Source organism: Pseudomonas sp. TMW22091 (assembly GCF_022496705.1).
Classification (GTDB): Bacteria; Pseudomonadota; Gammaproteobacteria; order Pseudomonadales; family Pseudomonadaceae; genus Aquipseudomonas; species Aquipseudomonas saxonica.
This window is the reverse complement of the sequence record NZ_SCFI01000005.1, coordinates 161,384-177,559: the sequence shown is the minus strand read 5'-3', so window position 1 is coordinate 177,559 and position 16,176 is coordinate 161,384. Positions and strand designations below refer to the sequence as shown.

Genomic DNA, 16,176 nt, shown 5'->3' with positions numbered 1-16,176 from the left:
CGCATAGGCGATCTGAAGGTGGCCGGATATTAGTGCGAGTGAGATGGATTATCAAATGCAACGTTGGTGTACTGATGAAAGGCATCAGGCCAAGAGAGAAGGGGGGTGTGGGACGTCAAATCGCGGACACTAAAAAGCCCGCTTTCGCGGGCTTTTAGAGTGGTCAGTCACCTGTTGGTGAGTAACCTGAATTGGTGCCCAGAAGAAGACTCGAACTTCCACGACCTTGCGGTCACCAGCACCTGAAGCTGGCGTGTCTACCAATTTCACCATCTGGGCAGTATCAGCAACGTTGCCGCTGTTGATGTGGCGCACTATACGGACAGGTTTTAAATCTGTAAACCCCTGTTTTAGTTTTATTAAATCAGCGGCTTAGAACGCAAAAACCCGCTTTCGCGGGTTTTTGTGTGAGTGTGAAGATTGTACTAATCTACAACTCTAAATTGGTGCCCAGAAGAAGACTCGAACTTCCACGACCTTGCGATCACCAGCACCTGAAGCTGGCGTGTCTACCAATTTCACCATCTGGGCAGCATCTTCAACGTTGCCGTTGTCGATGGCGCGCACTATACGGATGACCCTTTGACCTGTAAAGCGTTGTGATTAAAAATATTGAAAATATTTCGCGAACGGTGGGGCGGCAGTGTCAAAGCGTGTCAGAAAGGACTATTAAGGCTCTGAGTGAGTCCGAAATTTCCCGTTTCAATACGCGTATGCCAAACTAACCCGCATATAGACAAGGTGAAAACTATCTAATGGCCGATTGGCAGACCCTCGATCCCGAGGCCGCACGTGAAGCGGAAAAATACGAAAACCCTATCCCTAGCCGCGAACTGATCCTTCAGCATCTGGCCGAGCGTGGCTCGCCTGCTGCTCGTGAACAGTTGGTGGAAGAGTTTGGTCTGACGACTGAAGACCAAATTGAGGCCCTGCGCCGTCGCCTGCGTGCGATGGAGCGTGATGCCCAACTTATTTACACCCGCCGCGGCACTTATGCGCCGGTCGACAAGCTCGACTTGATCCTGGGCCGCATCAGCGGTCACCGCGATGGCTTCGGCTTCCTGATCCCAGACGACGGCAGTGACGACCTGTTTATGAGCCCGTCGCAAATGCGTCTGGTGTTCGATGGCGACCGTGCTTTGGCCCGTGTTTCGGGGCTTGATCGCCGTGGTCGTCGTGAAGGCGTGATCGTTGAAGTGGTTTCGCGTGCTCACGAAACCATCGTGGGTCGTTACTTTGAAGAAGGCGGCATCGGTTTTGTCGTGGCCGACAACCCGAAGATTCAGCAAGAAGTGCTGGTCACGCCGGGTCGCAATGCCGGCGCCAAGATTGGCCAGTTTGTTGAAGTGAAGATTACTCACTGGCCGACGCCGCGCTTTCAGCCGCAAGGTGATGTGCTTGAAGTCGTGGGCAACTACATGGCGCCGGGCATGGAGATCGACATCGCTCTGCGTACCTACGACATTCCGCACGTTTGGCCAGAAGCCGTGGTCAAGGAAGCGCGTCGCCTGAAGCCTGAAGTCGAAGAAAAAGACAAAGAGAAACGCATCGACCTGCGTCACCTTCCGTTCGTCACCATTGACGGCGAAGATGCGCGCGACTTCGATGATGCGGTGTTCTGTGAAGCCAAACCGGGCAAGCTGCGCTTGTTCTCCGGTGGCTGGAAGCTCTATGTGGCAATTGCCGACGTGTCCAGCTACGTGAAAATCGGTTCGGCGCTGGATACCGAAGCGCAAGTGCGTGGCAACTCGGTGTATTTCCCTGAGCGCGTGATTCCGATGCTGCCCGAGGAACTGTCCAACGGGCTGTGCTCGCTGAACCCGCACGTTGACCGTTTGGCCATGGTTTGCGAGATGACAATCTCCAAAACCGGCGAAATGACCGACTACCAGTTTTATGAGGCGGTGATTCACTCCCAGGCGCGTCTGACCTACAACAAGGTCAGCACCATTCTGGAGCAGCCAAAAACTGCTGAAGCCAAGCAACTGCGCAGCGAATACGCTGATGTGGTGCCGCATCTCAAGCAGCTTTACTCGCTGTACAAGGTGTTGCTGGCGGCTCGTCACACCCGTGGCGCGATTGATTTTGAAACTCAGGAAACCCGAATCATCTTCGGCTCCGATCGCAAAATCGCCGAAATTCGTCCAACCACTCGTAACGATGCGCACAAGCTGATCGAGGAATGCATGCTGGCGGCCAACGTGGCCACCGCCGAGTTCCTCAAGAAGCACGAAATTCCTGCGCTGTACCGTGTTCACGATGGTCCGCCACCTGAGCGTTTGGAGAAACTCCGCGCCTTCCTCGGTGAGCTGGGTCTGAGCCTGCACAAAGGCAAGGACGGCCCGTCGCCGAAGGATTACCAGGCGTTGCTGGCCAGCATCAAGGACCGTCCGGACTTCCACCTGATCCAGACCGTGATGCTGCGTTCGTTGAGCCAGGCTGTGTACAGTGCTGATAACCAGGGCCACTTCGGCCTGAACTATGAAGCCTATACCCACTTCACTTCGCCGATTCGTCGCTATCCGGACTTGCTCACACACCGGGCGATTCGCAGTGTTATCCATTCCAAAATGGATACCCCGCACGTTCGCCGTGCTGGCGCGATGACCATTCCGAAAGCGCGCATCTATCCGTATGACGAAGCTGCGTTGGAGCAGCTCGGCGAGCAGTGCTCCATGAGCGAGCGCCGTGCCGACGAAGCCACGCGTGACGTGACCAACTGGCTCAAGTGCGAGTTTATGAAGGACCGCGTTGGCGAGTCGTTCCCGGGTGTTGTGACCGCAGTTACCGGTTTTGGCTTGTTTGTAGAGCTGACCGACATTTATGTCGAAGGTCTGGTGCACGTCACCGCCTTGCCGGGTGACTACTACCACTTCGACCCTGTGCATCACCGCCTTGCGGGTGAGCGTACCGGCCGTAGCTTCCGTTTGGGCGATACCGTTGAAGTGCGTGTGATGCGTGTCGATCTCGACGAGCGCAAAATCGACTTCGAAATGGCTGAGAAAACCCTCAGCGCACCGATTGGTCGCAAGAATCGTGGCACTGACAAACCGGCAGCCAAGACCAAACCGGCAGGCAAGCCAAGCGGTTATGACACTGAAAAGCCGGCTGAGCCAGCAAAAACCAGTCGTCGTAGTGCGCCGGCCAAAAAGCCTGCAAAAAATACGGACGAGACCTATCGCCCGGGCGATGCAGCGGCAAAAAATGCCGAGCTGCGCAAAAGTCGTGAATTGAAACAGGCGCTGCTGGCCGAATCGAAAAGCGGCGGTCGGACATCGGAGCCGGGAAAGTCGGGTAGGGCGGCACCTGCTAAAGATGCAGGCAAGCCTTCCAAGCCGAGCAAACATCGTAAAGGCCCGCCAAAAACGGGCGCCGCGCCTGCTGCCAAAAGCAGCGGGTCGCGCAAACCTAAGGCCAAGTCATGAGTCAGTTGGAAAAAATCTACGGCATTCACGCCGTAGAAGCGTTGCTTCGTCATCACCCCAAGCGCGTGAAGCAAGTGTGGTTGGCTGAGGGTCGTAGCGATCCTCGCGTTCAAACCCTGATCGCGCTGGCCGATGAAAGCCGTGTGCCGGTGGGCAATGCCGAGCGTCGTGAGATGGACGTCTGGGTTGAAGGCGTTCACCAAGGTGTTGTGGCGGATGTAAGCCCAAGCCAGGTGTGGGGCGAGGCGATGCTCAATGAGCTGCTGGATCGCACCGAAGGCGCGCCGTTGATTCTGGTGCTGGATGGCGTGACCGACCCGCATAACCTGGGTGCTTGCCTGCGTACTGCCGATGCGGCCGGTGCGTTGGCGGTCATCGTGCCGAAGGACAAGTCAGCGACCTTGACTCCGACTGTACGAAAAGTAGCCTGCGGCGCGGCGGAAGTGATTCCTTTGGTGGCGGTGACTAACCTCGCTGCGACCTTGAAAAAACTGCAGCAGCGCGGTCTATGGGTTGTCGGTACTGCCGGCGAAGCCGAGCAGGAGTTGTACGAGCAAGACCTGACCGGCCCGACCATCTTGATCATGGGTGCCGAAGGCAAAGGCATGCGTCGTCTGACGCGTGAGCATTGCGATTACCTGGTGCGCCTGCCTATGGCCGGTAGCGTCAGCAGCCTGAACGTATCGGTGGCGACGGGCGTCTGCCTGTTCGAAGCCCTGCGCCAGCGCAGCGTGAAAGCCAAGGCCCCAGCCAAGAAGAAGTAATCATCTAGCCGCTGCCCAAGGCTGCGTTAAGGCCGCAGGCCTTCAAGCTTGAACCGTCAAGCCGAGCGTTGCATGCTCGATCGCAGCCCGCGGCAGCGGCTACAGATAACCGTACGGCAAGATTGTTCAAATAATCACCAATTGCCTTGCGCCTCTCTTGTGCCTTCTCTACAATTGCGCCCCTTGCCGTCATGGCGGGCGCATATGTGCCTCTCTAGGCAAGACACACAAGTGTCATTCACTCCTTGTCTGACCGCTTTTTAGTTAGCGGCAGGCTACAACCCGTAAGGAGCATTCATGCGTCATTACGAAATCATCTTTTTGGTCCACCCGGATCAAAGCGAACAAGTCGGCGGCATGGTAGAGCGTTACACCAAGCTGATCGAAGAAGACGGCGGCAAAATCCACCGTCTGGAAGATTGGGGCCGTCGTCAACTGGCCTACGCAATCAACAATGTTCACAAGGCTCACTACGTGATGCTGAACGTTGAGTGCACTGGCAAAGCCCTGGCTGAGCTGGAAGACAACTTCCGTTACAACGATGCTGTGATCCGTAACCTGGTCATCCGTCGCGACGAAGCCGTAACTGGCCAGTCCGAGATGCTCAAGGCTGAAGAGAACCGCAGTGAGCGCCGTGAGCGTCGTGACCGTCCTGAGCATTCTGACAGCGCCGATGGCGATGACAGCGATAACAGCGACGCCAGCGATAACGCTGACGAGTAATCCACGGACCTTTTGAGGAGCCAATTACATGGCACGTTTCTTCCGTCGTCGTAAATTCTGCCGCTTCACAGCAGAAGAAGTGAAAGAGATCGATTACAAAGATCTCAACACTCTGAAAGCCTACGTATCCGAAACCGGCAAAATTGTTCCAAGCCGTATCACCGGTACTAAAGCTCGTTATCAGCGTCAGCTGGCCACCGCTATCAAGCGCGCCCGCTTCCTGGCCCTGCTGGCCTACACCGACAGCCACGGCCGCTGAGACCGGGCAGTCGACAGGTAGTAAAGGATTGAAAGTATGCGCGCCTTAGCTGAGTTCATCATGCGAGGCCGTGTACAGGCCACGTTAATCGTGGCCGGATGTGCGGCATTGCCGTTTTTGTTCTGGTTGAGTGCTGCTGCAGGGTGCCTTGTGCTTCTGCGGCGCGGTCCGAGAGATGCCTTGAGCATCCTCTCATGGGCTTTACTGCCGGCCTTGGTCTGGTGGTTTATCGGAGAGCCTCGCACCTTGATGGTGCTGCTGGGTACTCTGGGATTGGCGATGCTTTTGCGCGCCGGTCAGCCCTGGTATCGCGTGCTGCTGGTCAGCGTAGCGTTGGGTGTGGTGTATGGCGTGATCCTGGGTACGGTTTTCCGCGAACCCATTGGTGCGATGGCGCAGGAGTTGGAAAAACTTCTGCCGCAGGTCCTCAATGGTCTCTACGACAAGTTATCTGACGTAGAGCGAGCGCGCCTTGGAGCACTGATTGCACCCGTCCTTACCGGTTTGATTGCAGCTTTGATGCAGGTCGTCAGCGTGCTGAGCCTGATACTTGGGCGTTACTGGCAAGCGCTGTTGTACAACCCGGGCGGTTTTGCCAGCGAATTTCGCAGCATCCGCCTACCGCTGGGTCCAGCGTTACTGTTGCTGGCGTGCATGCTTGTTGGGCCGAACTTCGGTCCTCAAATGGCCATGCTCACGCCGTTGTGCAGCGTAGCGTTGTTCTTCGCCGGGCTGGCCCTGATTCATGGGCTGGTGGCGCGAAAGCGACTGTCCAAGTTTTGGCTGGTGGGGATGTACGTCACGCTCTTGCTGTTTATGCAGCTGATCTATCCGTTGCTCGTGGTTTTGGCCATTGTCGACAGCCTGATTGATTTTCGCGGACGTCTGGCGCCGAAAGACGCTGATAAAGGCTCTGCGGACGGTGAAGGTTAAAAGTTAAGAGGATTTTCACATGCAACTGATCCTTCTGGAAAAAGTCGCAAACCTGGGCAACCTGGGCGACAAAGTAAATGTTAAGGCCGGTTACGGTCGTAACTACCTGCTGCCATACGGCAAAGCTACCGCTGCAACCGCTGCCAACCTGGCTGCGTTTGAAGAGCGTCGTGCTGAGCTGGAACAAGCAGCAGCTGACAAGAAAGCTTCGGCTGAAACACGCGCTGCCCAACTGGCTGAGCTGGAAGTGACTATCACTGCCACTGCTGGTGACGAAGGCAAGCTGTTCGGTTCGATCGGCACTCACGACATCGCTGATGCACTGACCGCCTCTGGCGTTGAAGTTGCTAAAAGCGAAGTTCGTCTGCCGAACGGCACTATCCGCAACGTTGGCGAATTCGACGTGGCTGTGCACCTGCACGCCGAAGTTGAAGCAACCGTACGCGTTGTTGTGGTAGCTGCTTAAGCAGTCTTAACTGACTGGCACCTTGTGTGCTGGACGGTTAACATCGGGCACGATCCTGTTTACAGGTCGTGCCCTTTGTCTTTCTGCTGATCCTGATTTTCAAACCCCTGCTTTTTCAAATTCAAGTGGCCATGAACGATATCTCCGCTCCTGAGCAATACGATCTACAAACCGCAGCCCTGAAGGTGCCTCCGCATTCCATCGAGGCCGAACAGGCTGTGCTTGGTGGTTTGATGCTGGACAACAACGCCTGGGAACGCGTGCTGGATCAGGTCTCGGACGGTGATTTCTATCGACATGACCACCGGCTGATCTTCCGCGCCATCGCCAAACTGGCTGACCAGAACTCCCCGATTGACGTCGTGACCCTTGCCGAGCAATTGGACAAGGAAGGTCAGACTTCCCAAGTGGGTGGCCTGGGTTACCTGGGCGAACTGGCGAAAAATACACCGTCGGTCGCCAACATCAAGGCTTACGCCCAGATCGTGCGCCAGCGTGCGACGTTGCGTCAGCTCATCGGCATCAGCACCGAGATTGCCGACAGCGCGTTCAACCCCGAAGGGCGTAGCGCGGAAGAGATTCTCGATGAGGCTGAACGGCAGATCTTTGCGATTGCCGAGGCCCGGCCAAAAACCGGCGGCCCGGTCAGCGTCAATGACCTGCTGACCAAAGCCATCGACCGCATCGACACCCTGTTCAACACCGACAACGCCATCACGGGCCTGTCCACCGGCTACACCGACCTGGATGGCATGACCAGCGGCTTGCAGCCTGCGGACTTGATCATCGTCGCCGGTCGTCCATCCATGGGTAAAACCACCTTTGCGATGAACCTGGTAGAAAACGCCGTGTTACGCAGTGAGAAGGCTGTACTGGTTTACTCCCTCGAGATGCCAGGTGAATCGCTGATCATGCGTATGTTGTCGTCACTCGGGCGTATTGATCAGACCAAAGTCCGTGCCGGTCGCCTTGAAGACGACGATTGGCCGCGCCTGACCTCGGCGGTCAACCTGCTCAACGACCGCAAGCTGTTCATCGATGACACCGCAGGCATCAGCCCTTCGGAAATGCGCGCCCGTACCCGACGCCTGGTGCGTGAGCACGGTGACATCGGCCTGATCATGATCGACTACCTGCAATTGATGCAGATCCCGGGTTCCGGCGGTGATAACCGTACCAATGAAATTTCCGAGATCTCGCGTTCCTTGAAAGCCCTGGCCAAGGAATTCAATTGCCCGGTAGTGGCACTCTCGCAGCTCAACCGTTCTCTTGAGCAGCGCCCGAACAAACGCCCGATCAACTCCGACTTGCGTGAATCCGGAGCCATCGAGCAGGACGCCGACGTCATCATGTTCGTGTACCGGGACGAGGTGTATCACCCCGAGACCGAGCACAAGGGCATTGCCGAAATCATCATCGGCAAGCAGCGTAACGGGCCTATCGGCACGACGCGCCTGGCGTTTATCGGAAAATACACACGCTTTGAAAACCTGGCGCCGGGCAGTTACAACTTCGATGATGACTAAGGCTTCGGCACGCTGGATACACTGCTTGCAGCAGGTGCTCCGAACAGCTTTCTGACGCTCGGTTCCGTGTAGCAGTAATTCCAGCGCAATTCTGCCCCTGCTTCAATCTGCTCACTGGCAAACAAGACACACAGACTCATTCGTTTCCAGGGGGCAGTGCCTTTCTGCACGTCTACGTCAAAAGGTGCAGTCTCGACGTTATACCCTGACGTAGCTTGTCTGACAGGTCGCCCGTCTTCGTATTCAAAAATCGTATTGATACGTGAAGTAATGTTGTCGCCAGATAACATCACTTCTCGGGTCATCATTGTGGGCTGCCCAGGTGCGTCCTCTTTGGGCAGGTTTTTTGCCATTACATCCATCAAATAAGGGTCATTACGATAGGTCGCAACGGGGGTTGGCAGCAACTCGCCACCATAGACGCCCAGAACCTCGCCTTTTTGAATGACTCTTCGGCTAATGACAGTGAATTCTCCAATCAAGCTCGACTCTTGAGGAAACTTTTGATGTTCTGCTGAGAAAGGCACCACTTCCAGCTTTTCGTCGTACAAGCGCGCGACTTCTTCGTAACCTTCCCATTTGATATACGGCAATACGAGATCTTTATGAATGGTTGTTTCTGAGGTGTAAGACTTGGCCACCGCTTGAATAAACCTGATACGTAATGATTGACCGTCTACATCTCGTAATGGGTAACGGCCATTGTTAGCGCGATCATATTGGCGCTGATAATTGCGGCTGTGTTGATAGCTCGAACTGGAGTGCATGTGTTCAAGCTCCTGCTGTGTGTAAGGAGCTGGGTGCGTGGCCTCTTCGCCCGTATGGTAAGAGCTTTCAGAAGGAATTAAGCCAAGGGACTCTTCGGCAGAGACCATCGATGTTAAACCCGCTCCTGAACTGTGTTCCGAAGGACTTGCTTGAGCCTGTGCCGGCGAATGTTGCGAATCAAAGTGAGTGTCGACACTCGTGCGCCTGGGCGGTGAGTTGTTCATTCCGCCAAAAAGTGCCCCTGTATTTGGATCAATGCCCCATTCGCCCTGTGCGTTTTTGCCCACATAGGGTTTGTATGCCCTGAAGGGGCTGCGAGCATCGATCAGCTGCCATCCCACCGGGTTTCTTTTGACTTGATAGTAACGGGCGTTTTGCAGCACGTAGTAACGGTTTTCTCTACCGCTTGACGGCGCGCTTTCATAAATACCGTCGTTACGCAGTGTCTTCATCACCGGGTGCATGTTTTCTGCAAAAAGAGGATCAAAGGGCTGGAAGGGTCTGGGCGGGATTTTGATCTCTGCAGGTTTACCCCTGGCGGTTGGGGCTGGGTTTGCGAGTAACTCCATGCTGAGTTTACGTGCAGCTTGCTTCAGTGACGCCGTTTCGGTGCGCAAGGTAATTGCTTGGCGTTGGGTGCTGGAGAGCGTGTGTTCAACGGTGCTGAATAGGTCAGCCGGTTCTTTCAGGCGTACACCTGCCGAAGAAAATAGACCGTATAGCTCACCTTCACGCGTCAGCACATGCAGAGTGCCAGTATTCGCCGGCCCTGCACGGCCAAGAAGATTTCCATCAAACCTCTGGTCACGGATTTCTATGCGGTGAGAGGCCGGCCAGCCGGGAAGTTGTTCAAGTGTAAACAGCAACATGCACAAGCTTTCAGGCGTGCTGACCGAATCCAGGTAAAGGCCCTCGCGAATCCGCAACGTCTCGGATTGCCGAACATATTGGTCGACTTCCCAGCGTTGTTCTGCAGTCAGACTTTTTTCCCGTAACACTCGACTCTGTTCAAGCTCACCGAGCACGGCAGATATCTCTTCCAACTGGTTCTTGGTGAGCAGTGGAATAATCTCGCTGAGTTGTTTTTCGATAGGCGTGACCGGTTTTTCGCTGTATTCACATAGCCAGGTGAATATCCGTTGTTTGTGTTGCGCTGCCTCTTCACTTAATCGAGACGCCAATCTTGAGACGGGAGTGAAGTATGGCTTGGCTTCGTCAGGTATTGAGTCTGTATGGGCTAACGCCTCAAATACATTCGCAGGCAGTTTCTGTTCAAGTACCTGCAATAGCTCGCCTTTCCTCAGTTGTTCTTCGCTAATTGAAATCTCCGTGCCCTGCGCCCCGAAGCTCATAATTGTGTTTTGTTTGGGGTCGAGAATTTTCAATACAGTAGTCGCGGGCCATTCGGGCAGTGAACCCAGCAGGTGGAGTTGGATCAGCGGTGAGTGCGCAGAGACTGTTATGCCTTCAGCGCGGGCCATAGTGAATTGATTGATTTCTTGTTCAAAGTTGAAATGTTTTAACGTGTCTCGCAGTCGAGGTGGGGGGCGAACCATGTCCTGATGAACGTGACGCAGTTGTTCGATGTTCACCTCGCTTACTTGAAGAATCGGTTCAAATGCAGGTTGATCAATATGTAAGGCATCGGGCCCCACTCGGGTCAGGAGTGTTAAGTCATCCCAGTTTTTGACAGCCTCGTGCGCGTGCCGCCACGTCCCCACGCCATTGGTTAGCAAAGCTGGGGTGTATGCGGCCTCACTGAGCGGATGCTCTACATGCCACTGTTGTGTTTGCGGATCGCGTTTGACCTGATGGAGTACATCCTTGCCCAGCTTCAGATAGTGCCGTTGGTTGTGCTCATAGAGCCCTTGCGCGTTTGCAGCCAAGCCTTCGGGCAATTCATGAGGGCTACGGTAAGGTGTCAAATCTGGACTCCATAACCGCCAGGATCGATTCTTGAGCTGCACTTTCACCAATGTGGCCGTGAAGCCTGCGGTCTTTATGGCCCCTGCTGTGGCTAGCCCCAAAGCGACAGTGTCCATCACATCCAGCAATTCATTCAGGGCTTGATCGCTATCGCCTCGGCTCCAGGCAGCAAAGCCGTGGTAGACACTGCTAATCAGCTGTAGCCCAGTCACAGTGAACAGTACTTCGCCCACAACCGGAATGAACGATGCAGCGAAAAACAGTATGGAAGCTCCCAATTCTTTAAAGCGTTGCAGACGTGCCTCGCGACCTCGCAAGTTTGCATCTGCAGTAGGTACAACCAACACACGAGCATCGCTTCTGATTTGGCTAATACGGTGTTCAGCGATGGAGTGGAAAATATTGCCTGTGATAGGCGTTCGGCTGATTGCTTGATCGACTCTGGCGGGTACACGTGTGGTGGGGCGCCCTCCAGGCAGTGAATCAATGCGTGGGGGGGTAATGGAGATCAGGTGACCGCGATAACGCAGGGGTACAAGTCGGTTAAAAAACTCGAGGTAGCGAGCGCTGAGCAAGCGCACGGCCAGATCAGCTTCAAGTTGGTGCATTGAGGGGTATCTGCGAAACATCGCCACTGGATCATGAGGGGTGTAAAGAATCTGACTTTTGTCGAAGTGACGGTCCCGGATCACCAGAATTCCGGGCAGCGTCACGTTGTTAATGGTCAGATGATTACAGATTAAATCCGGGTGCTGTCCATCGATCTGAAGGGTGAATAATTGCTGGTACAGCTCATTGCTGATTTCGCCTTTGAGGAGTGCCAAGTGCAAGGCGCTTTCAAAGCTGCTTTGTTCATATGCGCGTATAACCTGACGCGGGTTGGGTACAGTCTGTAAGGCGTCCGATAGGGGAGGCGGATTGAAAAATTCATTGAGATGTCGCTGGTAGTGGCTGCCTAAATCAAGATGGCGGCAAAATTGAGCAAAAATAATGGGCGGGGTATGGGCTCGCACTCGCCCGGTAGCCGTCTGCAGAAACAGCCCGGACCCCTCCTCAATGCCACCACTTTCTGCTTCCGAAGGCTCAAAATTTTGCAGTGCCGCTTCAAACAATGAGTGTTCAGATGTTCGGTCATGAGTGCTGTACACCCCGAGCAGGTGCTCATTGCGCCATTCACGTACAAAAAGAGTTTTGTCTGGGTCAAGCCCTGTTAAATATCTTCTTAGGGCTTGTCTGAATAGCGGGCGGACGAACATTTCAGGATTTTGCACCTGACCCAATAATTCATTGAGGTCATGCCGCGATTGGTTATTTCTGATCAGGCTACTACGCAGCTCTGCAAGTACGATCGGGCTGGCACTTGCTGCCCAGCTGGGCAAGCGTTCCTTTATAAAATCGGCGTGAATGGATCCAGGGGGCCGACTGGATGGTGAGCGAGAATGGGACATGACTTTAGCCTTGGGTAATGTGTTGCAGTGACGTTACCCACGTTTTTTCTGATTAGCGTTTAGCTATGCATGGCCCATTAGATTGGCTAATCGTGTATATGCAGCCCTGAGCAGGGGCTCGAATAAAGCCGACCATCGCCGTCGGAATTGGTTATTTTTTGTGCTATATTCCGCGACCGCGAATTTCTTAAGAAATGACGCGCTCCTTTTTGCACTCAACACCGGTCACCGACATGCAAGCAGCCAAGCCTTTATTTGACTATCCGAAGTACTGGGCCGAATGTTTCGGTCCAGCACCATTCCTGCCGATGAGCAGGGAGGAGATGGATCAGCTTGGCTGGGATTCATGCGACATCATCATCGTCACCGGTGATGCGTATGTCGATCACCCGTCGTTCGGCATGGCCATCATCGGTCGTTTGCTGGAGTCTCAGGGCTTCCGTGTGGGCATCATTGCCCAGCCGAACTGGCAGTCCAAAGACGATTTCATGAAGCTGGGCGAGCCGAACCTGTTCTTCGGTGTCGCGGCCGGCAACATGGATTCGATGATCAACCGTTACACCGCCGACAAAAAGATCCGTTCCGATGACGCCTACACCCCAGGTGGCATGGCTGGCAAACGTCCGGATCGCGCGAGCCTGGTGTACAGCCAACGTTGTAAAGAAGCCTACAAACACGTGCCAATCGTGCTCGGTGGGATTGAAGCGTCCCTGCGCCGTATCGCGCATTACGACTACTGGCAGGACCGTGTCCGCAACTCGATCCTGATCGACGCCTGCGCCGACATCCTGCTGTATGGCAACGCCGAGCGTGCCATTGTCGAAGTTGCCCAGCGCTTGTCGTACGGCCACAAGATTGAAGACATTACCGATGTGCGCGGCACCGCGTTCATTCGTCGCGATACGCCAAAAGACTGGTACGAAGTCGACTCCACACGTATCGACCGTCCGGGCAAGATCGACAAGATCATCAACCCGTACGTGAACACCCAGGACACTCAAGCCTGCGCCATTGAGCAGGAAAAAGGCCCGGTTGAAGACCCGAACGAAGCCCAAGTGGTGCAAATTCTGGCCAGCCCGCGCATGACCCGCGACAAGACGGTAATCCGTCTGCCGTCGGTTGAGAAAGTGCGTGGCGACTCCGTTCTCTACGCTCACGCCAACCGCGTGCTTCACCTCGAAACCAACCCGGGTAATGCCCGTGCGTTGGTGCAGAAGCATGGCGAAGTGGATGTATGGTTCAACCCGCCTCCGATCCCAATGACCACCGAAGAAATGGACTACGTGTTTGGCATGCCCTACGCACGTGTTCCACACCCTGCGTACGGCAAGGAAAAAATCCCGGCCTACGACATGATCCGCTTCTCGGTGAACATCATGCGTGGCTGCTTCGGTGGCTGCACCTTCTGCTCCATTACCGAGCACGAAGGCCGGATCATCCAGAACCGTTCCGAAGAGTCGATCATTCGAGAAATCGAAGAAATTCGCGACAAAGTGCCTGGTTTTACTGGCGTTATTTCCGACCTCGGCGGCCCGACCGCGAATATGTACCGTATTGCCTGCAAAACGCCGGAAATCGAATCTGCGTGCCGTAAGCCGTCCTGCGTATTCCCTGGTATTTGTCCAAACCTGAACACTGACCACTCGTCGCTGATTCAGTTGTACCGCAGTGCCCGTGCCCTGCCGGGTGTGAAGAAGATTCTGATTGCTTCCGGCTTGCGTTATGACCTTGCGGTCGAGTCGCCGGAATACGTGAAAGAGCTGGTGACCCACCACGTTGGTGGTTACCTCAAGATCGCCCCGGAACACACCGAGGAAGGTCCGCTCAACCAAATGATGAAGCCGGGCATTGGCAGCTATGACAAGTTCAAGCGCATGTTCGAGAAGTACACCAAGGAAGCGGGCAAAGAGCAGTACCTGATTCCTTACTTCATCGCCGCTCACCCCGGCACCAAAGATGAAGACATGATGAACCTGGCGCTGTGGCTCAAGGGCAACGGCTTCCGGGCGGATCAGGTGCAAGCGTTCTATCCCTCGCCAATGGCTACCGCTACGGCGATGTACCATTCGGGCAAGAACCCGCTGCGCAAGGTCACGTACAAGAGCGATTCGGTCACCATCGTCAAGAGCGAAGAGCAGCGCCGTCTGCACAAGGCGTTCTTGCGCTACCACGACCCGAAAGGCTGGCCGATGCTGCGTGAAGCGCTGACCCGCATGGGCCGGGCTGATCTGATCGGCTCGGGTAAAGATCAGTTGATTCCCCTGCATCAGCCGGCGACTGACAGCTACCAGAGTGCGCGTCGCAAAAACTCGACGCCTGCTGGCAGCCATAAAGTGGCTGGAGAAAAGACCACTAAAATCCTGACCCAGCACACTGGCTTGCCGCCACGTGCCAGCGACGGTGGTAATCCGTGGGATAAACGCGAGCAGGCTAAAGCTGCGGCATTCGCCCGTAACAAACAGGCAGCCAAAGAGCGACATGAAGCGGCCAAGGGTGGCAAAGGTCAAAAGCCAACCCGCAAACCGGCTGTACCGCGCTAAGACCTAATTCGTAGCAGCTGCCGAAGGCAGCGTCCGATTGCGCAGCGATCGTAAAACCAGTAATCGCGATTTTACAGTCGCACTGTGATTTCTGAATTTACGACGACGCTGTCGTCGGACGCAGCCTGCGGCAGCTGCTACGGAGGAAAGTGATCAACGCCAGCCTTAGGGCTGGCGTTGTGGTTTCTGGGCGCTGAGAAGCCTGCCACGAACTTGTAGGCTGTTGGCTGAGGCTGAGTAAGGGGAGTGGCTCTTAAGGCGTCTGAAAGACGCTCAGGCTATCTGCGAGGATCAGCAGGCGCGCTGCTGATCCTGATCACAGATCCTGTGGGCCGGGTTGTGGATAACCGGGCCGTGGGGGTTACGCGTTTGGAGCTTTTTCTTCAGGGGTGTCGGTAGTTTCAGCGACAACATCACCTTGCTCATCGACGTCGGTGTCGGTTTCAGTGCCCGGCTCTACAGTGCCTTCTTCAGCTGCGGCTTTCTTGCGCGCGAGCTTTTCCTCTTTCTTCTGCTCTTTAGCCAAGTCTCTTTGACGCTTAGCGAAGTTATAGTTTGGTTTGGCCATGGGCGATCCTCTGGGGCTCGAAGGGAAGTTGAGCGGCGCGTATTCTGCCCTGTATTAGTGCTTAGCCGTTAGCTGGGTTTTTGCAAGGCTATCTTTTGCGCGGCTTTCACGACTTTACACCGCTCAAAAAGCGCGAGGTGGATTAATTCCGCGGTCTGTTGAGCCTTATCGCTCGGTGATGGCCTAAGGTTGAGCGTTTACGGTTCGTCTAGAGGGATCATAGTGCCGTTTATACACATCGAGCATGACGTGGGTCATTGGCAATGCGACCATTTTCGTGCAACCTGTATACAAGTTATGGATTTTTTGTACCCTGCCTTGGAGAGAAACCATGTTCGCTAAAGCTGTTGCGGTATCCCTGTTGACCCTGGCCAGCGGCCATTTGCTGGCAGCTGAGTGTGCAGTGACGGTCGACTCGACTGATCAAATGTCATTCAACACCAAAGAAATCGTGATCGACAAGTCGTGCAAAACCTTCACCGTTAACCTGGAGCACTCCGGCAACTTGCCTAAAAACGTGATGGGGCATAACTGGGTGCTGAGCAAAAAAGCCGACATGCAGGCTGTTTCCACTGACGGGATTGCGGCCGGTCTGGACAAGAACTACCTCAAGGACGGCGACGAGCGCGTGATTGCCCACACCAAAGTGATTGGCGCTGGCGAGAAAGATTCCGTGACCTTCGATGTATCGAAGCTCAAGGCGGGTGAAGACTATGAGTTCTTCTGCACCTTCCCGGGCCACAACTCGATGATGAAAGGTGCTGTGATTCTTAAATAAGAATCCGGTTCGCTCTCAAAAGCCCTGACGTGCCATAGGCCGTCGGGGCTTT

At 54.9% G+C, this 16,176-nt stretch carries 11 protein-coding genes and 2 tRNA genes; 9 read left to right on the top strand and 4 right to left on the bottom strand.

What is annotated here, in order from left to right:
- Positions 1 to 192: 192 nt before the first annotated feature.
- A tRNA-Leu gene (locus EQV93_RS11845) sits at positions 193 to 279 on the bottom strand.
- 165 nt (positions 280 to 444) lie between these two features.
- Positions 445 to 531 (bottom strand) — tRNA-Leu (locus EQV93_RS11840).
- Between the two features lie 224 nt (positions 532 to 755).
- Between EQV93_RS11840 and rnr the strand changes: the two genes are divergently transcribed.
- The 7 genes from rnr (at position 756) to dnaB (ending at position 8,096) form a co-directional block, all read left to right on the top strand.
- Entirely contained in the window at positions 756 to 3,425 is a 2,670-nt protein-coding gene (gene rnr / locus EQV93_RS11835; protein WP_122785067.1) for a ribonuclease R, read from the top strand.
- A complete protein-coding gene (gene rlmB, locus EQV93_RS11830; RefSeq protein WP_122785066.1) occupies positions 3,422 to 4,189 on the top strand; it encodes a 23S rRNA (guanosine(2251)-2'-O)-methyltransferase RlmB in 768 nt (255 codons plus the stop codon). Before rnr ends, rlmB begins: the two co-directional genes overlap by 4 nt.
- Positions 4,190 to 4,486: 297 nt before the next feature.
- On the top strand, positions 4,487 to 4,912 hold the full coding sequence (gene rpsF / locus EQV93_RS11825; RefSeq protein ID WP_003439045.1) for a 30S ribosomal protein S6: 426 nt from the start codon (positions 4,487 to 4,489) through the stop codon (positions 4,910 to 4,912).
- 28 nt (positions 4,913 to 4,940) lie between these two features.
- Positions 4,941 to 5,171: a 30S ribosomal protein S18 gene (rpsR, locus tag EQV93_RS11820; protein ID WP_003171373.1), complete on the top strand. Its 231-nt coding sequence runs from the start codon at positions 4,941 to 4,943 to the stop codon at positions 5,169 to 5,171.
- A gap of 36 nt (positions 5,172 to 5,207) precedes the next feature.
- A complete protein-coding gene (locus EQV93_RS11815; protein ID WP_122785065.1) occupies positions 5,208 to 6,104 on the top strand; it encodes a hypothetical protein in 897 nt (298 codons plus the stop codon).
- A 19-nt stretch (positions 6,105 to 6,123) separates the two neighbouring features.
- Complete coding sequence (rplI, locus tag EQV93_RS11810) at positions 6,124 to 6,570, top strand: 50S ribosomal protein L9 (protein WP_003439047.1); 447 nt, start codon at positions 6,124 to 6,126, stop codon at positions 6,568 to 6,570.
- A 131-nt stretch (positions 6,571 to 6,701) separates the two neighbouring features.
- Positions 6,702 to 8,096: a replicative DNA helicase gene (dnaB, locus tag EQV93_RS11805; protein WP_016783319.1), complete on the top strand. Its 1,395-nt coding sequence runs from the start codon at positions 6,702 to 6,704 to the stop codon at positions 8,094 to 8,096.
- Here the strand turns inward: dnaB and EQV93_RS11800 are convergent.
- Positions 8,093 to 12,238 (bottom strand): dermonecrotic toxin domain-containing protein, encoded by a 4,146-nt coding sequence (locus EQV93_RS11800; RefSeq protein WP_240891620.1) that lies wholly within the window; start codon positions 12,236 to 12,238, stop codon positions 8,093 to 8,095. The two genes, dnaB and EQV93_RS11800, sit on opposite strands and share 4 nt — an antisense overlap.
- 233 nt (positions 12,239 to 12,471) lie before the next feature.
- Here EQV93_RS11800 and EQV93_RS11795 point away from each other — a divergent pair, with 233 nt between their 5' ends.
- The gene (locus EQV93_RS11795) at positions 12,472 to 14,778 is read left to right on the top strand and encodes a YgiQ family radical SAM protein (protein ID WP_122785063.1); all 2,307 of its coding nucleotides are present in this window, start codon (positions 12,472 to 12,474) and stop codon (positions 14,776 to 14,778) included.
- A gap of 361 nt (positions 14,779 to 15,139) precedes the next feature.
- Here EQV93_RS11795 and EQV93_RS11790 read toward each other — a convergent pair whose 3' ends face one another.
- Positions 15,140 to 15,346 (bottom strand): hypothetical protein, encoded by a 207-nt coding sequence (locus tag EQV93_RS11790; protein ID WP_122785062.1) that lies wholly within the window; start codon positions 15,344 to 15,346, stop codon positions 15,140 to 15,142.
- 331 nt (positions 15,347 to 15,677) lie between these two features.
- Here EQV93_RS11790 and azu point away from each other — a divergent pair, with 331 nt between their 5' ends.
- Positions 15,678 to 16,124, top strand: coding sequence for an azurin (azu, locus tag EQV93_RS11785; RefSeq protein ID WP_122785061.1), 447 nt, complete (start codon positions 15,678 to 15,680; stop codon positions 16,122 to 16,124).
- The last annotated feature ends 52 nt before the right edge of the window (positions 16,125 to 16,176 follow it).